Source organism: Caballeronia zhejiangensis, assembly GCF_022879815.1.
Taxonomy (GTDB): Bacteria; Pseudomonadota; Gammaproteobacteria; order Burkholderiales; family Burkholderiaceae; genus Caballeronia; species Caballeronia zhejiangensis.
Map to the genome: position 1 here is coordinate 143,640 of NZ_CP084284.1, position 21,429 is coordinate 165,068.

Genomic DNA, 21,429 nt, shown 5'->3' on the forward strand with positions numbered 1-21,429 from the left:
CAGTCCGCTATTTTCGCTTATTTATCGGGACGAACTTCAAATTCTCCGGACCGGTGTAATTCGCGCTCGGCCGGATGATCTTGTTGTCGATGCGTTGCTCGATGATGTGCGCACTCCATCCCGACGTGCGCGAGATCACGAAGAGCGGCGTGAACATTGCGGTCGGCACGCCCATCATGTGATATGAAACCGCGCTGAACCAGTCGAGGTTCGGGAACATCTTCTTCGCGTCCCACATCACCGATTCGAGGCGCTCGGCGATATCGAACAGCTTCGTATCGCCGGCTTCCTTCGACAGATTCCTCGCGACTTCCTTGATGACCTTGTTGCGCGGATCGGAGATCGTGTACACCGGATGGCCGAAGCCGATCACGACTTCCTTGTTCTCGACGCGGCGCTTGATATCGGCTTCCGCTTCATCCGGCGTCTGATAGCGCGACTGAATTTCGAACGCGACTTCGTTCGCGCCGCCGTGCTTCGGACCGCGCAGCGCGCCGATCGCGCCGGTGATCGCGGAATACATGTCCGAACCCGTGCCCGCGATCACGCGCGCCGTGAACGTCGATGCGTTGAACTCGTGTTCGGCGTAAAGATTGAGCGATACGTGCATCGCATCGACCCACGCTTTGGACGGCGCGACGCCATGCAGCAGATGCAGAAAGTGCCCGCCGATGGAATCGTCATCGGTTTCGACTTCGATGCGCTTGCCGTTGTGCGAATAGTGATACCAGTAGAGCAGCATCGAGCCGAGCGAGGCCATCAGCCTGTCGGCGATATCCTTCGCGCCCGGCACGTTGTGATCGTCCTTCTCCGGCAGGATCGTGCCGAGCACGGAGACGCCGGTACGCATCACGTCCATCGGATGCGCGGACGCGGGAATCCATTCCAGCGCGGCTTTGAGATTCGCGGGCAGGCCGCGCAACGCCTTCAGCTTCGTCTTGTATGCCTTCAGTTCGGCGGCGTTCGGCAGCTTGCCGTGCACGAGCAAATGCGCGATCTCTTCGAACTCGGACGTCGTCGCGACATCGAGAATGTCGTAGCCGCGATAGTGCAAGTCGTTGCCCGTCTTGCCGACGGTGCACAGCGCGGTGTTGCCCGCCGTCACGCCCGACAGCGCGACGGATTTCTTCGGCTTGAATGCGCCGGTTGCGGGTGCTTCGGTCGATGCCTGATCGGTCATTGTCTCTAGCCTCCTTTGCACGCTCGCGATGCGGCGTTATTTGTCTTGTCGAGATGATGAGTTGAAAAACGGCGCGCATTCGTCGGGCAGCGTCTGGCCGGTCGCGTGCGCGCGGCGCAGCACGGACCAGTAATAGCGATAGCTCGCGCGATCGTGCAGCGTATCGCCATGCCGCGTCGGGCCCCACTGTGCGCGCTGTGCCGCAAGCAGAATCTGCGCCGCGAGCGCGATTTCATCGGCGCGCGGCGAGAAGGCCTCGACGATCGGCCTGATCTGATCCGGATGGATGCTCCACATGCGCGTATAGCCGAACGCGTTGCGCGCGCGTGCCGCATCGTTCGCGACGACGCTCATGTCGCGCACTTCCGTCGATACGTTGTGCGACGGCACCTTGCCGTGCGCGTGACACGCGGCCGCGATCTCCAGCTTCGCGCGCTGCACGAGCGGATGATCGAACTGGCCGGGCGAGCGCATCGCGGTATCGGGAATGGCGCCGTTGTGCGCCGAGACGAAGTCCATCAGGCCGAAGCTCAGCGATTCGACGCCCGGCAGCGCGGCCAGTTCGAACGCTTGCGCGAGCGCGCCGTGCGTCTCGATCAGCAGATGGCAGGGAATCGGTTGCTCGATGCCGAACTCGCGTCGTGTTGCTTCGATGAACGCGACCATTTCGGTGGCATCGGCGGCGCTGCGGATTTTCGGCAGCATGATGAACGCGGGCGCTTTCTTCGCGCGACGCAGGATGATGCGAACGTCGTCGCGCCACGCACGATGATCGAAGTCGTGGATGCGCACGCCCACGCGCCCGAAGCGGTCGTCCTCGCCACCGACGAACGACGCAACCATTTCCGCATGTTCGGCCTCGTGACCGACTTGCGCCCCGTCTTCGCAATCGAGCGTGATGTCGAACACCGGACCGAGTTGCGCCTGCAGCGCCAGGGATTTGCGGATCAGCTTCTCGCTGCCGGCGTAATGATCACAGGTCGGAAGCACGGCGGGTTGCGCTTCGCCGTCAAACAGCACTTCGGCGGGAGTGAGAGCAGGCATCGTCGGCGTCGGGTCCGATTGGAAGTTGGGAAATTCCATCTTGCTCGATGATTCGAACACGCTCGATGTTTTTCAAGCGCGTTCGAATCATGCACGAACGCCGCGTAGCGTTCGCGCAGACGGGAAGCCTTTGCAGACTCCCCCTTGAACGACGTACTTACTTGCCCAGCAGATGCGAAACGCCGTCGCGCTCTTCGAGCAGCTCGTTCAGCGTGCCGTCCATCTTCTCGCGCGAGAACGCGTCGATTTCGAGGCCTTCGACGCGCTTGTACTCGCCGTTTTCGCACGTGACGGGCACGCCGTAGATGATGTCTTCCGGAATGCCGTACGAGCCGTCCGACGGAATGCCCATCGTGACCCACTTGCCGTTCGTGCCGAGCACCCAGTCACGCACGTGATCGATCGCAGCATTCGCCGCCGATGCCGCCGACGACAGGCCGCGCGCTTCGATAATCGCCGCGCCGCGCTTGCCGACGGTCGGGATGAACGTGTTGCGGTTCCACTCGTCGTCGTTGATGAGCTTCGTCAGGCTCTCGCCTTCCGCCGTTGCGAAACGGAAGTCCGGGTACATCGTCGGCGAGTGGTTGCCCCACACGGCGAGCTTTTCGATCGACGCGACCGGCTTGCCCGACTTGGCCGCCAGTTGCGACAGCGCGCGGTTGTGGTCCAGACGCAGCATGGCGGTGAAGTTCTTCTTCGGCAGATCCGGCGCCGACTTCATCGCGATGTAAGCGTTCGTGTTCGCCGGGTTGCCGACGACCAGCACCTTCACGTCGCGGCTCGCGACATCGTTCAGCGCCTTGCCCTGAACCGTGAAGATCTCGGCGTTCGCCGACAGCAGGTCCTTGCGCTCCATGCCCTTCGAACGCGGACGTGCACCGACCAGCAACGCGACGTCGGCGTCCTTGAACGCGACCTTGGGGTCGTCCGTGACGACCACGCCCGCGAGCAGCGGGAATGCGCAATCTTCCAGCTCCATCACGACGCCCTTCACGGCGGCTTGCGCTTGCGGCAGATCGAGCAACTGAAGAATCACGGGCTGGTCTTTGCCGAGCAGATCGCCATTGGCGATGCGGAACAGCAGCGAGTAGCCGATTTGACCTGCGGCGCCGGTTACGGCAACGCGCTTTGCGGACTTAGCCATTGAGAACTCTCCTGGACGGTGCGTGGAACGCTAGGGAAAAACGCCATTTTATGCGCGTTACGCAAAGCGTTGATGAAGACATGCCGGCCATGCCGTGCCCAAACGCTTCGAAGCTCGACCGAGCGTTCGCGCCCGTGCCGTGCATCGGCGTTACGGCTTGACCGTCATGCCATGAATCCTTCTCTTCGAGCGAGAGCGTGCGGAGTGTTCTGGAAGGACGCGGTGATTTCGCTTGGGTCTGACGGCAACGCGCCCATACGAGACGGCGCTTGACGTTGCGAGGCGAGGGGCAGGCAGCGGCGCGCGAATCGAGTGGCCGATCGGCGTGAGGCGAAAGCGAAAGGGCGTGCCTGGCGGTATGTTGCACGCTGCGCCGGATGCCGTGTTCAGAGCGTACTCGAGGCGAAAAGGGCCATGATAAAACGCGCTGAGCGGCGGTTCCCGTGCTTTCGCAACGACCCGCAAACCCTTGCTCGACAAGGAGTGTAGGAGCCGTCCGAGGTAAAGTCAACACTATCTTATGTCTTATATAAGACATAGGAATCTTCGGGAAAAGTCTGGACGCACGGCGGGCCTTGTGTTGAAATGCGCGGCATGAATTCCAACCCGGCGAGCACGACGACCCCCAACGGCACAGCACCGGCGGCTGAGGCCGCGAGCACGCCGTCGCCGACGTTCAGCCCGCTGTATCAGCAAATCAAGGCGCTCATCACGCAAGGACTCGAGTCCGGCGAATGGAAGCCTGGCGAAATCATCCCGAGCGAGGTCGAGCTGGCCGCGCGCTACAAGGTGAGCCAGGGCACCGTCCGCAAGGCGATCGATGAACTCGCCGCCGACAATCTTCTCGTTCGACGTCAGGGCAAAGGCACGTTCGTTGCGACGCACAACGAAGACCGCGTGCAGTTCCGCTTCCTGCGCCTTCTGCCCGACGATGGCGACGTCCATCCTCACGTAAGCCGTCTGCTCGAATGCAGGCGCCTGCGCGCGCCGGCGGAGATCGCGCGCCAACTGGATTTGAAGCCTGCCGACCCCGTCGTTCTTATCAAGCGCTTGTTGCAGTTCGATGGCGTGACGACCGTGTTCGACGAAATCTGGCTGCCGGGCGCGGTGTTTCGCGGACTCACGGCCGAGCGTCTCGCCGAGTACAAGGGTCCGCTCTACGCGATGTTCGAGACGGAGTTTGGCACGCGCATGATCCGCGCGACCGAGAAGATCCGCGCCGTCGCCGCCGATGAAACCGTCGCGCAGTTCCTCGATGTGGCGCAGGGATTTCCGCTGTTATCGGTCGAGCGCGTGTCCTATACCTATGGCGATCGGCCTGTCGAAGTGCGTCGCGGATGGTACGTCACGACCGGCTATTTTTATCAGAACGACTTGAGTTGATCGAGTGAAGAACGGGCCGCGAGCACTGGCTGAGTGCTCGCGGAACACGCACGTTAGCAGGCCCATTCTCGCGCATGGAGCAACGGTCTTTTAGAGGACTTCTCGCTGCAGCGCGATATAAAAAGGCGCTAAAATCGCGGATTAGTGTGTTAACAAGTTGGGGTCTAGCATGGCTGAAGCATTAAAAAAACCAAGGCCGGAATACCGGAACATCGGGATCGGTCAGATCGCGAAGTATCGCTTGCCGCTGGCGGGCAAGGTATCGATCCTGCATCGCGTGAGCGGCCTGCTGCTCTTCGTGTGTCTGCCGTTCATCCTGTATCTGCTCGATCAGAGCCTCACGTCGGAAATCTCGTTCGACGCGTTCAAGGGCTTTCTCGCCAACCCCATCGTCAAGATCATCACGCTCGTGTTGTCGTGGTCGTATCTGCATCACTTCTGCGCGGGTATCCGCTTCTTGCTGCTCGACACGCACGTCGGCGTGAACAAGCAAGGCGGCAAGCAAAGCGCGCTCATCGTGCTGATCGTCTCGCTGTTGCTCACGCTCGCGATGGCTCTCAAGATCTTCGGAGTGTTCTAAACATGGCAACGCAAAATCGGGTCGGCCCCAAGCGCCTGGTCGTCGGCGCGCACTATGGTCTGCGCGACTGGCTCGCGCAACGCATCACCGCGGTCGTGATGGCCGTGTACACCGTCATTCTTCTCTTCTGGTTCTTCGCCGCGCACAACTTCTCGTACGAAGGCTGGGCGGGCATCTTCGCGACCCAGTGGATGAAGCTTGCGACTTTCGTAGCCTTGCTTTGCCTCTTCTATCACGCGTGGGTCGGCATTCGCGACATCTGGATGGACTACGTGAAGCCCATGGGTCTGCGCCTGCTGCTGCAAGTGCTGACGATCCTCTGGCTCGTCGGATGCGCCGGCTACGCTGCACAGATTCTCTGGAGAGTTTAAAGAACATGGCTGCAATCAAGACTTCCCTGCCGCGTCGTCGCTTTGACGTGGTCATCGTCGGTGCGGGCGGATCGGGCATGCGCGCATCGCTGCAGCTCGCGCGCGCGGGTCTGTCCGTCGCGGTGCTCTCGAAAGTGTTCCCCACGCGCTCGCATACGGTGGCCGCGCAAGGCGGCATCGGCGCATCGCTCGGCAACATGAGCGAAGACAACTGGCACTATCACTTCTACGACACCATCAAGGGCTCCGACTGGCTCGGCGATCAGGATGCGATCGAGTTCATGTGCCGCGAAGCGCCCAACGCCGTGTACGAGTTGGAACACATGGGCATGCCGTTCGACCGTAATCCGGATGGCACGATCTATCAGCGTCCGTTCGGCGGCCACACGGCGAACTACGGCGAGAAGCCCGTGCAACGCGCCTGCGCGGCCGCCGACCGTACCGGTCACGCGTTGCTGCACACGCTGTATCAGCAGAACGTGGCTGCGAAGACGCACTTCTTCGTCGAATGGATGGCGCTGGATCTGATCCGCGACGCCGATGGCGACGTGCTCGGCGTCACCGCGCTCGAAATGGAAACGGGCGAGGTCTATATCCTCGAAGGCAAGACGACGCTGTTCGCCACGGGCGGCGCGGGCCGTATCTTCGCGGCATCGACGAATGCATTCATCAATACGGGCGACGGCCTCGGCATGGCCGCGCGTTCGGGCATCGCGCTGCAGGACATGGAGTTCTGGCAGTTCCACCCGACCGGCGTCGCCGGCGCGGGCGTGCTGATTACCGAAGGCGTGCGCGGTGAAGGCGGCATTCTGCGTAACTCGAATGGCGATCGCTTCATGGAACGCTATGCGCCGACGCTGAAGGATCTCGCGCCGCGCGACTTCGTTTCGCGTTCGATGGATCAGGAGATCAAGGAAGGCCGCGGCGTCGGTCCGAACAAGGATCACGTGCTGCTTGATCTGTCGCACATCGGCGCGGAGACGATCATGAAGCGTCTGCCGTCGATTCGCGAGATTGCGCTGAAGTTCGCGAACGTCGATTGCATCAAGGAGCCGATTCCGGTCGTGCCGACCATCCACTATCAGATGGGTGGCATTCCGACGAACATGCATGGTCAGGTCGTGGGCACCGCGAAGGGCTACAACGATCCGGTCAACGGCTTCTATGCTGTTGGCGAATGCTCGTGCGTGTCGGTGCACGGCGCGAATCGTCTGGGCACGAACTCGCTGCTCGATCTCGTCGTGTTCGGCCGCGCGGCGGGCAATCACATCATCAAGCACGCGAAGGAATTGAAGGAGCACAAGCCGCTACCGGCCGATGCCGCCGACTTCGCGATGGAACGTCTCGCGGTGCTGGAGAAGTCGACGTCGGGCGAATACACGCAGAACATCGCCAACGACATCCGCGCATCGATGCAGGCGCATGCGGGCGTGTTCCGCACGTCGAAGCTGCTCGAAGAAGGCGTCGGCAAGATCGCCGAACTCGCCGAGCGCGTGAAGCACGTGCATCTGAAGGACAAGTCGAAGGTGTTCAACACCGCGAAGGTCGAGGCGCTCGAACTGGCGAATCTGATCGAAGTCGCGCGCGCGACGATGGTCTCCGCCGAAGCGCGCAAGGAAAGCCGTGGCGCGCACGCGCACAGCGACTACGAGCATCGCGACGACGAGAACTGGATGCGTCACACGCTGTGGTTCAGCGAAGGCGATCGCCTCGAATACAAGCCGGTGCAGATGAAGCCGCTGACGGTCGAATCGGTGCCGCCCAAGGCGCGTACCTTCTAAGGAAAGCGCAAGGAAATCGAAAATGGCAAAGAGAATTTTTGAAGTCTATCGCTACGATCCGGACAAGGATGCAGCGCCGCGCATGCAGAGCTACGAGCTCGATCTGACGCATGAACGCATGCTGCTCGACGCGCTGGTGAAGCTGAAGGAAGTCGATGAGACGCTGTCGTTCCGTCGCTCGTGCCGCGAAGGCGTGTGCGGTTCGGACGCGATGAACATCAACGGCAAGAACGGCCTCGCGTGCCTGACGAATCTGAACGAACTGCCGCAGAAGATCGTGCTGCGTCCGCTGCCGGGTCTGCCGGTGGTGCGCGATCTGATCTGCGATTTCACGCAGTTCTTCAATCAGTATCATTCGATCAAGCCGTATCTGATCAACGATACGCCGCCGCCCGAGAAGGAGCGTCTGCAGTCGCCCGTCGAGCGCGATGAACTCGATGGCTTGTACGAGTGCATTCTGTGCGCGAGCTGCTCGACGTCGTGCCCGAGCTTCTGGTGGAACCCGGACAAGTTCGTGGGACCGGCGGGCTTGCTGCAGGCGTATCGCTTCATCGCGGATAGCCGCGATCAGGCGACGGGCGAACGCCTCGATAACCTGGAAGATCCGTATCGTCTGTTCCGTTGCCATACGATCATGAATTGCGTCGACGTGTGCCCGAAGGGGCTCAACCCGACCAAGGCGATCGGCAAGATCAAGGAATTGATGGTGCGACGGGCGGTTTGAAATGGACGAATCTCACCAGTCCGACCCTCTTCGCCGCGCGCGCCTTCGTTGGCGCGCAAGGCGCGGCCTGCTGGAAAACGATCTGATCTTCGATCGTTTCTTCAGCCGATATGAGCATGACCTCAGCGACGCCGACGTGGCCGCATTGACCCGCCTGCTGGAGCTGAGCGACAACGAACTGATGGACTTGCTGCTGGCGCGCACGGAGCCTGAAGGCGACCTGGCGACGCCGGACGTAACCCGCTTGCTGGAAATGCTGCGCACCGTGTGATTCCAGCAGGAATTCGCGGAGTTTTGCAAAATAGGCCTGTTGCACTGCACACAGGCCGATAAAACAGTTTTGCCGCGCAGCTTCCGTCGTGCAAATTATCGAAAACCTGTATCCATACTTCGATTGAGGATGTGCTATGACCCCGTCAGATGTTAAAGCCACGCTATCGTTCAGCGACAACTCGCCGAGCGTCGAAATGCCGATCTACAAGGGCACGATGGGCCCGGACGTGATCGACATCCGCAAGTTGTACGGTCAGACCGGCAAGTTCACGTATGACCCGGGCTTCATGTCGACGGCGGCGTGCAATTCGGCGATCACGTATATCGACGGCGACAAGGGCGAACTGCTGTATCGCGGCTACCCGATCGAGCAACTGGCCGTGAACGCGGACTTCCTCGAAACGTGCTATCTGCTGCTGAAGGGCGAACTGCCGAACGAGGCGCAGAACAAGGAATTCGTGGACACCGTCACGCGTCACACGATGGTGCACGAGCAGATGCACTTCTTCTTCCGCGGCTTCCGTCGCGACGCACACCCGATGGCCGTGCTGACGGCTGCGGTCGGCGCGCTGTCGGCGTTCTATCACGACTCGCTGAACATCAACGATCCGCGTCACCGTGAAGTCTCCGCGATCCGCATGATCGCGAAGCTGCCGACGCTCGTCGCGATGGCGTACAAGTTCAGCATCGGTCAGCCGTTCGTGTATCCGAAGAACGAACTGTCGTACAGCGCGAACTTCATGCACATGATGTTCTCGAACCCGTGCGAAGAGTACAAGGTCAACGACGTGCTCGTGCGCGCTCTCGACCGTATTCTGATCCTGCACGCGGACCACGAGCAGAACGCGTCGACGTCGACGGTGCGTCTCGCGGGTTCGTCGGGTGCGAATCCGTTCGCGTGTATCGCAGCCGGTATCGCATGTCTGTGGGGTCCGGCGCACGGCGGCGCGAACGAAGCCGCGCTGAACATGCTCGAAGAGATCGGCTCGGTCGACAACATTCCTGAGTTCATCAAGCAGGTGAAGGACAAGAACTCGGGCGTGAAGCTGATGGGCTTCGGACACCGCGTGTACAAGAACTACGACCCGCGCGCGAAGCTGATGCGCGAGACGTGCCACGAAGTGCTGAACGAACTCGGCCTGCACGACGACCCGCTCTTCAAGCTCGCGATGGAACTTGAAAAGATCGCGCTGGAAGACGAATACTTCGTGTCGCGCAAGCTGTATCCGAACGTCGACTTCTACTCGGGCATCGTGCAGCGCGCGCTGGGCATTCCGACGTCGATGTTCACCTGCATTTTCGCGATGGCTCGTACGGTCGGCTGGATCGCGCAGTGGAACGAGATGATCGCCGATCCTGAGCAGAAGATCGGTCGTCCGCGTCAGCTGTTCATCGGCCAGACGCCGCGTGAAGCGAAGCCGCTGGCAAAGCGCTAAGCTGCTCGAGTTTTAGTTGTATCGAAGCCCCGGCGAGAAATCGCCGGGGCTTTTGCTTTTTTGCTCGCCGCGCGCAGAGACGGCGCCGGATTCAATCCGCGAACACCTCCTGCAAGGTATGAAGCGCGTCGGTCAGCGTGTTGTCCGCGATGCTGCCTTCCCGCTTGATGAGCCGCAGCTTGTCCACCGTGCGAATCTGATCCAGAAGAATCAATCCCTGCTTCCGCTTGAAAGCAATGGGAATGCGGAAAGGCGCAGGCTTTCCCTTCGACGACATCGGCGCGACGATGACCGTGCGCAGATGGTCGTGCATCTCCGGCGGCGACACCACTACGCACGGACGCGTTTTCTGAATTTCGCTGCCCAAGGTGGGATCGAGCGCGACCGACCAGACTTCTCCACGCACTACCATTCGAGCTCCCCGTCGTCGTCGTTGCCGAATTCGCCCATGACGAGTCCGTCCTCGCCGCTTTGCGCAATCAGCTTGCTGGCCTCGGCCCAACCTTGACGCGCTTTGTCGCGAGGCCGACGCAGGACGATCGCGTCGTTCTCGACCTCCATGTCGACCTCGTTCTCCAAGCCCAATTGCGCGAGCAGCGGCTTGGGAATCAGGATGCCCTGGGAGTTGCCCATTTTTCTGATGGTGGTTCGCATGTCGTCGACTACTGAAGAGTATGGAAGCACGATGTTATTACCTGTCGAAAGAGCCGTCAATACAATGTTATTACTGCGCGGATCGTGAGCGCTGACGACAGCCTATTGCGCGTATCGTGCGGCGAACATTCGGCCAAATGGCATAGGATCTAAGGACAGCGTCGCGATGCGCTCGAGGTTCAGCCGGGTAGTCGTCATCCGGGTACTGGAACCACTACAATAACTATCTGTTTTTAATGGGTTTTTTCCGTATCCTAGTATCCAATTCTCATCGGGTGGTGGCATAATCGATTCACGAGCCGTACACCGATAAATCCCCGCAGTCACACACGAAAGCGCTCACCATGGCACAGACTCTCTACGACAAACTGTGGAATACGCACGTTGTCCACACGGAAGAGGACGGCACCTCGATCCTCTACATCGACCGTCACCTGCTGCACGAAGTGACGAGCCCGCAGGCCTTCGAGGGCCTGAAGCTGGCCGAGCGCCCGGTGTGGCGCATCAGCGCGAATCTCGCGGTGTCCGATCACAACGTGCCGACGACCGACCGCTCGCACGGCATCGCCGATCCGGTTTCGAAGCTGCAAGTCGATACGCTCGACCAGAACTGCGACGCCTTCGGCATCACGCAGTTCAAGATGAACGACCTGCGTCAGGGCATCGTGCACATCATCGGGCCGGAGCAGGGCGCGACGCTGCCGGGCATGACCATCGTCTGCGGCGATTCGCACACGTCCACGCACGGCGCGTTCGGCGCGCTGGCGCACGGCATCGGCACGTCGGAGGTTGAGCACGTGCTCGCGACGCAAACGCTGTTGCAGAAGAAGAGCAAGAACATGCTCGTGAAGGTCGAAGGCCAATTGCCGCGCGGATGCACGGCGAAGGACATCGTGCTCGCGATCATCGGCAAGATCGGCACGGCGGGCGGCACGGGCTACGCGATGGAATTCGGCGGCTCGACCATCCGCGCGCTCACGATGGAAGGCCGCATGACCGTCTGCAACATGGCGATCGAAGCGGGCGCGCGCGCCGGCATGGTCGCGGTCGACGACACGACCATCAACTATCTGAAGGACCGTCCGTACTCGCCGCAGGGCGTCGAGTGGAATCAGGCGGTCGAATACTGGCGTCAGTTCAAATCCGATGACGGCGCGCACTTCGATCGCGTCGTCGAGCTGAATGCCGCCGAGATCGTGCCGCAAGTGACGTGGGGCACGTCGCCGGAAATGGTGACGTCGATCGACGGCCGCGTGCCCGATCCCGACAAGGAAAAAGATCCCGTCAAGCGCGACGCGATGGAACGCGCGCTGAGTTATATGGCATTGCAGCCGAACACGCCGATCGAATCGATCAAGCCGGACAAGATTTTCATCGGCTCGTGCACGAATGCGCGCATCGAAGACTTGCGCGCCGCCGCGTACGTCGTGAAGTCGCTGGGCAAGCGCGTCGCGTCGAACATTCGCCTCGCGATGGTCGTGCCGGGATCGGGTCTCGTGAAGGCGCAAGCCGAACGCGAAGGCCTCGACAAGATCTTCACGAACGCCGGCTTCGAATGGCGCGAGCCGGGCTGCTCGATGTGCCTCGCGATGAACGCCGACCGCCTGGAAGCGGGGGAGCGCTGCGCATCGACGTCGAACCGCAACTTCGAAGGCCGTCAGGGCGCGGGCGGACGCACGCATCTCGTGAGCCCCGCGATGGCCGCCGCCGCCGCGATCGAAGGCCATTTCGTCGACGTACGCAAGCTCGCTTAATCGATCGGGACACTGAGAAAGATCATGGAAAAATTCATTGTGCACAGCGGCCTCGTCGCGCCGCTCGATCGCGAGAACGTCGACACGGACGCGATCATCCCGAAGCAGTTCCTGAAGTCGATCAAGCGCACCGGCTTCGGTCCGAACGCGTTCGATGAATGGCGTTATCTCGACGTCGGTGAGCCCGGACAGGACAACAGCAAGCGTCCGCTCAACCCGGATTTCGTGCTGAATCAGCCGCGTTATCAAGGCGCGTCGATTCTGCTCACGCGCAAGAATTTCGGCTGCGGCAGCTCACGCGAACACGCGCCGTGGGCGCTCGATCAATACGGCTTTCGCGCGATCATCGCGCCGAGCTTCGCGGACATCTTCTACAACAACTGTTTCAAGAACGGTCTCCTGCCGGTCGTGCTGACGGAGCAGCAGGTCGACAAGCTGTTTAACGAGACCTACGCGTTCGTTGGTTTCCAGTTGACGATCGATCTCGAAGCGCAAGTCGTGCGTACCGGCGACGGCACCGAGTATGCGTTCGAAGTGCCGGGCTTTCGCAAGTATTGCTTGCTGAACGGCTTCGACGACATCGGTCTCACGCTGCGTCATGCGGACAAGATCAAGCAATATGAGGCCGAACGCCTCGCGAAGCAGCCGTGGCTGAATAACCGGCTCGTTGGATAACCGCGCATAAAGGAAGCGAAAGATGAAAATTGCAGTTCTCCCCGGCGACGGCATCGGTCCCGAAATCACCGCCGAAGCGGTCAAAGTCCTGAACGCGCTCGGCGAGAAGTTCGAGCTGGAAGAGGCGCCGGTCGGCGGCGCGGGCTACGAGGCGAAGGGGCACCCGCTGCCCGATTCCACGCTGGCGCTCGCGAAGGAAGCCGATGCGATCCTGTTCGGCGCCGTCGGCGACTGGAAGTACGACAAGCTCGAACGCGCGCTGCGTCCCGAGCAGGCGATTCTCGGCCTGCGCAAGCATCTGCAACTGTTCGCGAACTTCCGTCCGGCGATCTGCTATCCGCAATTGACGGGCGCGTCGTCGTTGAAGCCGGAGATCGTGTCGGGTCTCGACATCCTGATCGTCCGCGAATTGAACGGCGACATCTATTTCGGCGCGCCGCGCGGCTTGCGAGAAGCCCCGGACGGCCCGTTCGCGGGCGCGAAGGAAGGCTTCGACACGATGCGCTATTCCGAGCCCGAAGTGCGGCGCATCGCGCACGTCGCGTTTGCCGCCGCGCAAAAGCGCCAGAAGAAGCTGACGAGCGTCGACAAGGCGAACGTGCTCGAAACGTCGCAGCTGTGGCGCGACACGATGATCGACGTCGCGAAGGAATATCCGGATGTCGAGCTGTCGCACATGTACGTCGACAACGCCGCGATGCAGCTCGTGAAGGCGCCGAAAGCGTTCGACGTCGTCGTGACCGGCAACATGTTCGGCGACATTCTGTCGGACGAAGCGGCGATGCTCACCGGCTCCATCGGCATGCTGCCGTCCGCGTCGCTCGACAAGAACAACAAGGGCCTGTACGAGCCGTCGCACGGTTCGGCGCCGGACATCGCGGGCAAGGGCGTGGCGAATCCGCTCGCGACCATTCTTTCGGCGGCCATGATGCTGCGCTACTCGCTCGGCAAGACGGAGCAGGCGGATCGCATCGAAAGCGCGGTGAAGAAAGTGCTCGAGCAGGGCTACCGCACCGGCGATATCGCGACGGCGGACGGCAAGGTTGTCGGCACGAAGGAAATGGGCGACGCGGTGCTGAAGGCGCTGTAATCGCGAGAAAGACGATCGGCGCGCTGAAGCATTAAAGCGGCCGATCGTCTCTTTTTACCGATGTTCGCGCACGATCCGCCCGATTTTCACGCATCTGCAGCATGACGCCGTCGAAAACGTCCGGTTATCGTGTATATTGCTTTGCTATGGCGAAGAACTCTCAATTCTCTCTGGATTCCATCGGACGCGGCTCAAAGTCGCTCGCGACGGAACTCGCCATCAGCACGCGCATCGTGGCCACTCGAGCCACGGCTAAAACGCGCATTACGAAAATCTCCATCAAAGCGATCACGATTCGCTGATCGTCCCTCGTGTCCGAGCGTCTTCCCCGCGCGGCCACGCCGGGTAAAGATGCGGGGAAGCGTCCACAGTTAAAGGTTAGTCATGAACGTAGGTCTCGTTGGTTGGCGCGGTATGGTCGGCAGCGTCCTGATGCAGCGCATGCAGCAGGAAGGCGATTTCGACTTGATCGAACCGGTGTTTTTCAGCACCAGCAATGCGGGCGGCAACGCGCCGTCGTTCGCCAAAAACGAGACGAAGCTCAAAGACGCAACGAGCATCGACGACCTGAAAAAGTGCGACGCCATCATCACGTGCCAGGGCGGCGACTACACCAACGAGGTGTATCCGAAGCTGCGCGCGGCGGGCTGGAAGGGCTACTGGATCGACGCGGCGTCGGCGCTGCGCATGAAGGACGACGCGGTCATCATTCTCGATCCGGTCAACCTGGACGTCATCAAGGATTCGCTCGTGAAGGGCGGCCGCGACTTCATCGGCGGCAACTGCACGGTCAGCCTCATGCTGATGGCGCTCGGTGGCCTGTTCCGCGAGAACCTCGTCGAATGGACGACGGCGATGACCTATCAGGCCGCGTCGGGCGCGGGCGCGCAGAACATGCGCGAGCTGCTTCAGCAAATGGGCGTGCTCTACGGTTCGGCGAAGGAAGACCTGGCGGATCCGTCGTCGGCGATTCTCGACATCGACCGCCGCGTGCTCGCCGCGATGAACGGCGAGCGCATGCCCGTCGACAACTTCGGCGTGCCGCTCGCGGGCTCGCTGATTCCGTGGATCGACAAGGATCTCGGCAACGGCATGTCGAAGGAAGAGTGGAAGGGCGGCGCGGAAACCAACAAGATCCTCGGCAAGCCGGCAATGGGTACGCCGGGCTCGATTCCCGTCGACGGCCTCTGCGTGCGTATCGGCGCGATGCGCTGCCACTCGCAGGCGCTCACCATCAAGCTGACGAAGGACGTGCCGCTCGACGAAGTGCACGGCATTCTCGCGTCGGCGAATGACTGGGTGAAGGTCGTGCCGAACGAGCGCGAAGCATCGATTCGCGATCTGTCGCCCGCGGTCGTCACGGGCACGCTGACGGTGCCGGTTGGCCGTCTGCGCAAGCTCGCGATGGGCGGCGAATATCTGTCGGCGTTCACGGTCGGCGATCAGCTCTTGTGGGGCGCCGCCGAGCCGCTGCGCCGCATGCTGCGCATTCTGCTCGACAAGTAAAGTAAACTACGCGCCTGAAGCGCGTGTCTTGCTCGAAAGCGTCGCGTTTCACGCGGCGCTTTTTTGTTTTTGTGGAGCTTTGTTGCAACGCCGTGTTTATCGAGCGGTCTTCGCTTTATGTTTCAATTTTTGCCGCACCCGGAGCCTCAATGATCCATCGAACTCGCCGGTCTTTCGTTTCGTCATCGCGTGCGGCGCTCGCCGCGGCAAGTCTCGCCGCATGCGCGATGTTCTGGGCGAATCCCGGCGATGCGCTCGCGCAGGCCTCCGCCGCCACCGGGCAAACCTACGCGGTCAAGCCGGGACAATCGTTGAGCGATGTCGCCGGCGAACTCACCGGATCCAAAGATCGCGACGTCCGCGCGAAAGCCGCGCGTGCCCTGTTCGACGCCAATCCGAGCGCCTTCAGCAGCCACGACATCAACAAGCTGAAACTCGGCGCGGTGCTGAACGTGCCCGCCGATCTGAGCGGCGCGCCGCCGGCCGCAGCGTCGGCGCCCGAGGCGCAGCAGACCGCGCCCGCCGAAACGTCCGCGCCTGCGTCTTCGTCGGCGGATACCGCCACACCGGCGCCGGAGAGCGCGGCGCCCGCATCGGCTGTGGAGCCGCAAGCCAGCGCGACGGCGGCGCCGGAGCGTGCGACGCCGGAGGCCGCATCGGCAATCGCCGCGCCCGCAAGCGCGCCCGCCACGGCCGCACCGGAACCGGCCAGCCGCAGCGGCGTGGCAGCGGCGACCATCGGTCTGTCGCCCTTCATCATCGCGATCGTGATCGTCGTGATCGGCGTCCTGCTGCTCAGAATGCGGCGCAAGAAGCGAGCAGTCGCGACGAACGACAACGACGTCGATCGCGCGCCCCGTACGTTCGCAAGTCTGGAAGAAGCCCAGGCCGACGCCGACGCCCGCAACGAAGCGCTGCGCAAGGCGCGCGAGGCGGCGGCCGGTGCTCAAGGCAAGTCGCCGGCGCGCGATCAGTCCGGACTGGCTGCGGCCGCCGCGAGCATCGGCAACGCTGAAGTAGCCCAGACGCCCGTCGCTCCGTCCGAAGATGCGTTGCCGCCGGCGACCGAGGCAAAGCCGTCGACCGCGGCGGATGAAGCACTCGTCGAGGCGAACCGCTCGCAACCGGAAGAGCCGTTCGTTCCGGTTGCGCCGGCTGCACGTCATCCCGATTTCGTACCGCCAGCCAGCGAACCGGACACCCACGAACAGCGTGAGCAGCATGCGCGCGAGATCGAAGCGCGCGAAGCGGCGCGCCGGGAAGCCGAGAAATGGGAAGTCGAAGAGCGCGAAGCCGCGGCACGCCAGGCCGCCGCGCGCGAGGCCGAGGAGCGTGAAATCCGGGCGCGCGAAGCCGCCGCGCGGGAAGCACTCGCACGCGAGCAGGCCGGTCATGCCGGCGCGGATCGCGAGGCCGAATTGCGTCAGGTCACCGAACGCGAAGAGCTGGCGCGTGAGAACGCGGCACGCGAGATCATCGCGCGCGAGGCGGAACTGCGCGAACTTCAGGCGCGCGCCGCCGAAGAGCAAGCCGCAGAGCAACGCGCCGCCGAGCAGCGCGACATCGAAGAACTGGCAGCGCGCGAGGCGGAAAAATCCGGCATCGCGCCGGACGAAGAGCCGGTGCTCGCGCATCGCTTCCCAATGCCGAAGTTCCCCCAGGACGCAATCCAGGCGCTCGGTTCGCTCGAAATGGAACTGCCGCCGCGTCTGGAACTGACGATCAAGCCGCCCGGCGCGACCGGACCGGAGACGGCTGCATCGTCGCTGAAAAATCCGCCGCTCGAGACGCCTCCCGCAGCGCTGGAACAGCCGCCTGGCGGCACGCAGCCAATCCAGCAGGCGCCGTTCATGCCGCAGCCGGTGGCGCATTTCGAAGCAGCGCGGCAAGGCCAGTCGCAAGCCCAGTCCGTTGCGTCTCAAATCGAAGCGGGTACGGCGGGCGCGGCATCGGTCGCTGGCCTGGGCGCGACAAAATTCGGCCCGCTCAGTCTCGATTTCGATCTCGGGCCGACGTCGAACGCGACGGAGGCTTTGCCTGCCCTGACGCCGGGCCAACTGGCGACCATCGCGCGCAATAAGCTCGAATTGGCAGCCGAATACATCGAACTGGGCGACCTTTCGGGCGCGCGCACGTTGCTCCAGGAAGTGATCGAATCGAACGATCCGGCGACGCGCCAGCGGGCCGCCACGCTCTTGTCGACGCTCGCACCGCATTCCTGAGATGCGTATCGCTTTAGGGATTCAGTACGACGGCGCGGCGTTTTGCGGTTGGCAGTCGCAGCCGCACGGGAAGACGGTCCAGAACGAACTGGAGCGCGCGCTCGCGCAATTCGCGCAGACGCCGCTTCCGACCGTCGTCGCCGGGCGCACCGATACGGGCGTGCACGGTCTCGGTCAGGTCGTGCATTTCGATACCGCTCTGGATCGCGCCGCGTTTTCGTGGGTGCGCGGCACGAATGCGTTCCTGCCCGACACCGTCGCGGTGCAATGGGCGAAGCCGATGCCCGACGATTTCCACGCGCGCTTCGCGGCTTTCGAGCGCACTTATTTCTACGTTCTTTACGTCAATCCGGTGCGTTCGCCCATGCTCGCGAAACGCGCGGGCTGGGTGCACACGCCGCTCGACGTGGCAGCGATGCGCGATTCGGTGGCGTGCCTGATCGGCGAGCACGATTTTTCGTCGTTCCGCGCCGCCGATTGCCAGTCGAAAACGCCAGTCAAGCATCTTTATCAGATCGATGTACGCGAGCAGGGCGACTTCGTCCACTTTCGCTTTCGCGCCAACGCGTTTTTGCATCACATGGTGCGCAATCTGATGGGATGCCTCGTCGCGATCGGACGGGGCCGTCATCCATCGTCGTGGATGGCGGACGTGCTCGCCGCCCGCGACCGCCGCGCTGCCGCGCCGACTTTCATGCCCGACGGGCTGTATCTGGCCGAGGTCGGCTATCCTGAACACTTCGCGGTGCCGCCGCCGCATATCGCCAGCATGCCCTGGAGCGCCATTTGGGCAGAGCCGAAATGACAGACCGAGATTTGCATCGCACCCGCATCAAGCTATGCGGACTTTCGCGCGTCGAGGACGTGCAGCACGCCGTCGCGCTGGGCGCGGACGCCGTGGGTTTCGTGTTCTATCCGCCGAGCCCGCGTTCGGTGAGCGTCGCACAGGCCGTCGAACTGGCGCGGCACGTGCCGCCGCTCGTGTCGGCGGTCGGGCTTTTCGTCAATGCGACGCCCGAATGGATTCGCGAAGTCACGTCGAACGTGCCGCTCTCGCTGCTGCAGTTTCACGGCGACGAAACGCCGGAACAATGCGAGGCGCTGGCATCGATTGCGGGTTTATCCTATTGGCGCGCATTGCGAATTGGGTCTGATGCGTCCACAAGCCATTTGATAGAATCGTCTCTCAAGTTCAAAGCCGCAGGCGGCCTTTTACTCGACGCGCTCGTCGAGGGCTTCGGCGGCGGTGGAAAGGTATTCGATTGGTCACTTATCCCAACAGATCTCGGGCATCGGGCCGTTTTGAGTGGTGGGTTGAACACGCAAAACGTCAGTGACGCCATTCGGCGTGTGCGCCCATACGCGGTCGATGTCTCGAGCGGCATCGAAGTGCCGGGCGCCAAGGGCGTGAAGGATCCCGCCCGAATGGCGGCGTTCGTGCGCGCGGTGCGCGAGGCGGACGCCGGGTGAATCGAACGTGGGCCGCGCTGCCGGCTACGTAACCGAGAGAGTGACGCAATGTACAACTTGCCAGACGAAAGAGGCCATTTCGGCCAATATGGAGGCGTGTTCGTCTCCGAAACCCTCATCCATGCACTTGACGAATTGCGCGTCGCGTATGACGCGGCACGTCAGGATCCCGAATTCATCGCCGAGTACGAGTACGAGCTCAAGCATTACGTGGGTCGGCCGTCGCCGATTTATCACGCGAAGCGCTGGAGCGAGATGCTTGGCGGCGCGCAGCTCTATCTGAAGCGCGAAGACCTGAATCACACGGGCGCGCACAAGGTGAATAACGTGATCGGCCAGGCGCTGCTCGCCCGCAAGATGGGCAAGCCGCGCGTGATTGCCGAAACCGGCGCGGGCCAGCACGGCGTGGCGACGGCGACCATTGCCGCGCGATTCGGCATGGAGTGCGTGGTCTACATGGGCGCGGAAGACGTGCGTCGTCAGGCGGCGAACGTCTATCGGATGAAGCTGCTCGGCGCAACGGTCGTGCCGGTCGAATCCGGGTCGAAGACGCTCAAGGACGCGCTCAACGAAGCCATGCGTGACTGGGTGACGAACGTCGAAAACACGTTCTACATCATCGGCACGGTGGCGGGGCCGCATCCTTACCCGATGATGGTGCGCGACTTCCAGCGCGTGATCGGCGACGAATGTCGCGTGCAGATGCCCGAAATGGCCGGTCGCCAGCCTGATGCCGTGATCGCGTGCGTCGGCGGCGGGTCGAACGCGATGGGCATCTTTTATCCGTACATCGACGATAAAGACGTCAGATTGATCGGCGTCGAAGCGGCGGGCGACGGCATCGACACCGGGCGCCACGCGGCGTCGCTGATGGGCGGCAGCCCGGGGGTGCTGCACGGCAATCGCACGTATCTGCTGCAGGACGAAAACGGGCAGATCATCGAAACGCATTCGGTGTCGGCGGGGCTCGACTATCCGGGCGTCGGTCCGGAACACGCGTGGCTGAAGGACGCGGGACGCGCGGAATACGTCGGCATCACCGATGACGAAGCGCTCAAGGCCTTCCACGACTGCTGCCGGATCGAGGGCATCATCCCCGCGCTGGAATCGAGCCACGCGCTCGCCTATGGCGCGAAGCTCGCGAAGACGTTGCCGCGCGACAAGGTGTTGCTCGTCAATCTGTCCGGCCGGGGCGACAAGGACATGCATACGGTCGCCGAGCGATCGGGCATTCAGTTCTGAGCCTCAGATAGATGCGCAACGTCATCGACGAGCCGTTGTCCGTCGGCGCCTTGCAGGGCGCCGGCAGCGACATCCGCAACCGCGACTTCCTGGCCGATGCCGAGAATATTCCCGACGCGTCGATCGATCTGATCGTCGCGGATCCGCCTTATGGTCTGGGCAAGGACTACGGGAACGACTCGGACATGTTGTCCGGCGACGCTTTTCTCGAGTGGACTTATCGCTGGCTCGATCTCGCGATTCCGAAGCTCAAGCCGAGCGGTTCGCTGTATATCTTTTGCACCTGGCAGTATTCGCCCGAACTGTTCGTGTTCCTCAAGCGCCGCCTTTTGATGATCAACGAGATCGTCTGGGACCGTCGCGTGCCGAGCATGGGCGGAACGACGCGGAAATTCACGTCAGTGCACGACAACATCGGCTATTTCGCGGTATCGAAGGACTACTACTTCGATCTCGATCCGGTGCGCATCCCTTACGACGCAGAAACGAAAAAGGCGCGGTCGCGGAAGATTTTCGAAGGCAGCAAGTGGCTCGAACTGGGCTACAACCCGAAGGATGTCTGGTCCGTGTCGCGTCTGCATCGGCAGCACGCGGAGCGGGTGGATCATCCGACGCAAAAGCCGCTGGAGATCGTCGAGCGCATGGTGCTCGCGAGCTGTCCGCCGGGTGGGCGCGTGCTCGATCCGTTCATGGGCAGCGGCACGACGGCGGTCGCGTGCGCACGTCATGGCCGGCAATTCACGGGCTACGAGATCAACGCGGATTACTGCGCGATCGCCGAAAGCCGCATTGCCGAAGCGCGCGCTGCACGGCTCGAGCCGGCAGAGCCCGCCCGCGTTCGACGCAAGACACTCGTCGCGACCGGCACCGCCGCCCAAGCCGAATAGCGTCTTTTTCGCT

At 62.4% G+C, this 21,429-nt stretch carries 22 protein-coding genes; 17 read left to right on the forward strand and 5 right to left on the reverse strand.

What is annotated here, in order from left to right:
• Positions 1–7 precede the first annotated feature (7 nt).
• From prpC to LDZ23_RS15200, 3 genes are all read right to left on the reverse strand, one after another.
• Entirely contained in the window at positions 8–1,180 is a 1,173-nt protein-coding gene (gene prpC, locus LDZ23_RS15190) for a bifunctional 2-methylcitrate synthase/citrate synthase (RefSeq protein WP_008354064.1), read from the reverse strand.
• 36 nt (positions 1,181–1,216) lie between these two features.
• A complete protein-coding gene (locus LDZ23_RS15195) occupies positions 1,217–2,224 on the reverse strand; it encodes an HpcH/HpaI aldolase/citrate lyase family protein (protein WP_008354063.1) in 1,008 nt (335 codons plus the stop codon).
• Between the two features lie 157 nt (positions 2,225–2,381).
• Entirely contained in the window at positions 2,382–3,368 is a 987-nt protein-coding gene (locus LDZ23_RS15200) for a malate dehydrogenase (protein ID WP_008354061.1), read from the reverse strand.
• A 585-nt stretch (positions 3,369–3,953) separates the two neighbouring features.
• On the opposite strand from LDZ23_RS15200, the gene LDZ23_RS15205 reads away from it, so the two are divergent.
• The 7 genes from LDZ23_RS15205 (at position 3,954) to gltA (ending at position 9,916) form a co-directional block, all read left to right on the forward strand.
• The gene (locus tag LDZ23_RS15205; RefSeq protein ID WP_033536962.1) at positions 3,954–4,751 is read left to right on the forward strand and encodes a GntR family transcriptional regulator; all 798 of its coding nucleotides are present in this window, start codon (positions 3,954–3,956) and stop codon (positions 4,749–4,751) included.
• Positions 4,752–4,920: 169 nt separating this feature from the next.
• The gene (sdhC, locus tag LDZ23_RS15210) at positions 4,921–5,331 is read left to right on the forward strand and encodes a succinate dehydrogenase, cytochrome b556 subunit (RefSeq protein WP_008354059.1); all 411 of its coding nucleotides are present in this window, start codon (positions 4,921–4,923) and stop codon (positions 5,329–5,331) included.
• A gap of 2 nt (positions 5,332–5,333) precedes the next feature.
• The gene (gene sdhD, locus LDZ23_RS15215; protein ID WP_008354058.1) at positions 5,334–5,702 is read left to right on the forward strand and encodes a succinate dehydrogenase, hydrophobic membrane anchor protein; all 369 of its coding nucleotides are present in this window, start codon (positions 5,334–5,336) and stop codon (positions 5,700–5,702) included.
• A 5-nt stretch (positions 5,703–5,707) separates the two neighbouring features.
• Entirely contained in the window at positions 5,708–7,483 is a 1,776-nt protein-coding gene (gene sdhA, locus LDZ23_RS15220; protein ID WP_008354057.1) for a succinate dehydrogenase flavoprotein subunit, read from the forward strand.
• 22 nt (positions 7,484–7,505) lie between these two features.
• Complete coding sequence (locus LDZ23_RS15225) at positions 7,506–8,207, forward strand: succinate dehydrogenase iron-sulfur subunit (protein WP_008354056.1); 702 nt, start codon at positions 7,506–7,508, stop codon at positions 8,205–8,207.
• Between the two features lies 1 nt (position 8,208).
• The gene (locus LDZ23_RS15230) at positions 8,209–8,478 is read left to right on the forward strand and encodes an FAD assembly factor SdhE (protein ID WP_008354055.1); all 270 of its coding nucleotides are present in this window, start codon (positions 8,209–8,211) and stop codon (positions 8,476–8,478) included.
• 136 nt (positions 8,479–8,614) lie between these two features.
• The gene (gltA, locus tag LDZ23_RS15235) at positions 8,615–9,916 is read left to right on the forward strand and encodes a citrate synthase (RefSeq protein WP_008354054.1); all 1,302 of its coding nucleotides are present in this window, start codon (positions 8,615–8,617) and stop codon (positions 9,914–9,916) included.
• Between the two features lie 91 nt (positions 9,917–10,007).
• Here the strand turns inward: gltA and LDZ23_RS15240 are convergent, their stop codons facing one another.
• Positions 10,008–10,328 (reverse strand): type II toxin-antitoxin system PemK/MazF family toxin, encoded by a 321-nt coding sequence (locus LDZ23_RS15240; protein ID WP_008354052.1) that lies wholly within the window; start codon positions 10,326–10,328, stop codon positions 10,008–10,010.
• On the reverse strand, positions 10,322–10,570 hold the full coding sequence (locus tag LDZ23_RS15245) for an AbrB/MazE/SpoVT family DNA-binding domain-containing protein (protein WP_008354051.1): 249 nt from the start codon (positions 10,568–10,570) through the stop codon (positions 10,322–10,324). The genes LDZ23_RS15240 and LDZ23_RS15245 overlap by 7 nt, the downstream gene beginning before the upstream one ends.
• A gap of 344 nt (positions 10,571–10,914) precedes the next feature.
• On the opposite strand from LDZ23_RS15245, the gene leuC reads away from it, so the two are divergent.
• The 10 genes from leuC to LDZ23_RS15295 all read left to right on the forward strand — a co-directional run bounded on the left by leuC (position 10,915) and on the right by LDZ23_RS15295 (position 21,416).
• Positions 10,915–12,324, forward strand: a complete 1,410-nt coding sequence (leuC, locus tag LDZ23_RS15250; protein WP_008354050.1) for a 3-isopropylmalate dehydratase large subunit — start codon at positions 10,915–10,917, stop codon at positions 12,322–12,324.
• A gap of 24 nt (positions 12,325–12,348) precedes the next feature.
• A complete protein-coding gene (gene leuD / locus LDZ23_RS15255) occupies positions 12,349–12,999 on the forward strand; it encodes a 3-isopropylmalate dehydratase small subunit (RefSeq protein WP_008354049.1) in 651 nt (216 codons plus the stop codon).
• A gap of 22 nt (positions 13,000–13,021) precedes the next feature.
• Positions 13,022–14,089, forward strand: a complete 1,068-nt coding sequence (gene leuB, locus LDZ23_RS15260; protein WP_008354048.1) for a 3-isopropylmalate dehydrogenase — start codon at positions 13,022–13,024, stop codon at positions 14,087–14,089.
• 101 nt (positions 14,090–14,190) lie between these two features.
• Positions 14,191–14,391, forward strand: a complete 201-nt coding sequence (locus tag LDZ23_RS15265) for a hypothetical protein (protein ID WP_152563205.1) — start codon at positions 14,191–14,193, stop codon at positions 14,389–14,391.
• An 82-nt stretch (positions 14,392–14,473) separates the two neighbouring features.
• Positions 14,474–15,595, forward strand: a complete 1,122-nt coding sequence (gene asd / locus LDZ23_RS15270; protein ID WP_008354047.1) for an aspartate-semialdehyde dehydrogenase — start codon at positions 14,474–14,476, stop codon at positions 15,593–15,595.
• 149 nt (positions 15,596–15,744) lie between these two features.
• A complete protein-coding gene (locus tag LDZ23_RS15275; protein WP_008354046.1) occupies positions 15,745–17,817 on the forward strand; it encodes a motility hub landmark protein FimV in 2,073 nt (690 codons plus the stop codon).
• A 1-nt stretch (position 17,818) separates the two neighbouring features.
• Positions 17,819–18,622 carry a tRNA pseudouridine(38-40) synthase TruA gene (gene truA / locus LDZ23_RS15280; protein WP_008354045.1) on the forward strand — a complete coding sequence of 268 codons (804 nt, stop codon included), beginning with the start codon at positions 17,819–17,821 and terminating at the stop codon, positions 18,620–18,622.
• Positions 18,619–19,287, forward strand: a complete 669-nt coding sequence (locus LDZ23_RS15285) for a phosphoribosylanthranilate isomerase (RefSeq protein ID WP_033536877.1) — start codon at positions 18,619–18,621, stop codon at positions 19,285–19,287. Before truA ends, LDZ23_RS15285 begins: the two co-directional genes overlap by 4 nt.
• Positions 19,288–19,335: 48 nt before the next feature.
• Complete coding sequence (gene trpB, locus LDZ23_RS15290; protein WP_008354043.1) at positions 19,336–20,529, forward strand: tryptophan synthase subunit beta; 1,194 nt, start codon at positions 19,336–19,338, stop codon at positions 20,527–20,529.
• A gap of 11 nt (positions 20,530–20,540) precedes the next feature.
• The gene (locus tag LDZ23_RS15295) at positions 20,541–21,416 is read left to right on the forward strand and encodes a DNA-methyltransferase (protein WP_008354042.1); all 876 of its coding nucleotides are present in this window, start codon (positions 20,541–20,543) and stop codon (positions 21,414–21,416) included.
• Positions 21,417–21,429: the final 13 nt, after the last annotated feature.

What these genes read in the sequence shown, in the direction of transcription:
- prpC (WP_008354064.1), bottom strand. Translation starts at nt 1,180, where the DNA reads ATGACCGATCAGGCATCGACCGAAGCACCCGCAACCGGCGCATTCAAG.
- LDZ23_RS15195 (WP_008354063.1), bottom strand. Translation starts at nt 2,224, where the DNA reads ATGCCTGCTCTCACTCCCGCCGAAGTGCTGTTTGACGGCGAAGCGCAA.
- LDZ23_RS15200 (WP_008354061.1), bottom strand. Translation starts at nt 3,368, where the DNA reads ATGGCTAAGTCCGCAAAGCGCGTTGCCGTAACCGGCGCCGCAGGTCAA.
- LDZ23_RS15205 (WP_033536962.1), top strand. Translation starts at nt 3,954, where the DNA reads ATGCGCGGCATGAATTCCAACCCGGCGAGCACGACGACCCCCAACGGC.
- sdhC (WP_008354059.1), top strand. Translation starts at nt 4,921, where the DNA reads ATGGCTGAAGCATTAAAAAAACCAAGGCCGGAATACCGGAACATCGGG.
- sdhD (WP_008354058.1), top strand. Translation starts at nt 5,334, where the DNA reads ATGGCAACGCAAAATCGGGTCGGCCCCAAGCGCCTGGTCGTCGGCGCG.
- sdhA (WP_008354057.1), top strand. Translation starts at nt 5,708, where the DNA reads ATGGCTGCAATCAAGACTTCCCTGCCGCGTCGTCGCTTTGACGTGGTC.
- LDZ23_RS15225 (WP_008354056.1), top strand. Translation starts at nt 7,506, where the DNA reads ATGGCAAAGAGAATTTTTGAAGTCTATCGCTACGATCCGGACAAGGAT.
- LDZ23_RS15230 (WP_008354055.1), top strand. Translation starts at nt 8,209, where the DNA reads ATGGACGAATCTCACCAGTCCGACCCTCTTCGCCGCGCGCGCCTTCGT.
- gltA (WP_008354054.1), top strand. Translation starts at nt 8,615, where the DNA reads ATGACCCCGTCAGATGTTAAAGCCACGCTATCGTTCAGCGACAACTCG.
- LDZ23_RS15240 (WP_008354052.1), bottom strand. Translation starts at nt 10,328, where the DNA reads ATGGTAGTGCGTGGAGAAGTCTGGTCGGTCGCGCTCGATCCCACCTTG.
- LDZ23_RS15245 (WP_008354051.1), bottom strand. Translation starts at nt 10,570, where the DNA reads ATGCGAACCACCATCAGAAAAATGGGCAACTCCCAGGGCATCCTGATT.
- leuC (WP_008354050.1), top strand. Translation starts at nt 10,915, where the DNA reads ATGGCACAGACTCTCTACGACAAACTGTGGAATACGCACGTTGTCCAC.
- leuD (WP_008354049.1), top strand. Translation starts at nt 12,349, where the DNA reads ATGGAAAAATTCATTGTGCACAGCGGCCTCGTCGCGCCGCTCGATCGC.
- leuB (WP_008354048.1), top strand. Translation starts at nt 13,022, where the DNA reads ATGAAAATTGCAGTTCTCCCCGGCGACGGCATCGGTCCCGAAATCACC.
- LDZ23_RS15265 (WP_152563205.1), top strand. Translation starts at nt 14,191, where the DNA reads ATGACGCCGTCGAAAACGTCCGGTTATCGTGTATATTGCTTTGCTATG.
- asd (WP_008354047.1), top strand. Translation starts at nt 14,474, where the DNA reads ATGAACGTAGGTCTCGTTGGTTGGCGCGGTATGGTCGGCAGCGTCCTG.
- LDZ23_RS15275 (WP_008354046.1), top strand. Translation starts at nt 15,745, where the DNA reads ATGATCCATCGAACTCGCCGGTCTTTCGTTTCGTCATCGCGTGCGGCG.
- truA (WP_008354045.1), top strand. Translation starts at nt 17,819, where the DNA reads ATGCGTATCGCTTTAGGGATTCAGTACGACGGCGCGGCGTTTTGCGGT.
- LDZ23_RS15285 (WP_033536877.1), top strand. Translation starts at nt 18,619, where the DNA reads ATGACAGACCGAGATTTGCATCGCACCCGCATCAAGCTATGCGGACTT.
- trpB (WP_008354043.1), top strand. Translation starts at nt 19,336, where the DNA reads ATGTACAACTTGCCAGACGAAAGAGGCCATTTCGGCCAATATGGAGGC.
- LDZ23_RS15295 (WP_008354042.1), top strand. Translation starts at nt 20,541, where the DNA reads ATGCGCAACGTCATCGACGAGCCGTTGTCCGTCGGCGCCTTGCAGGGC.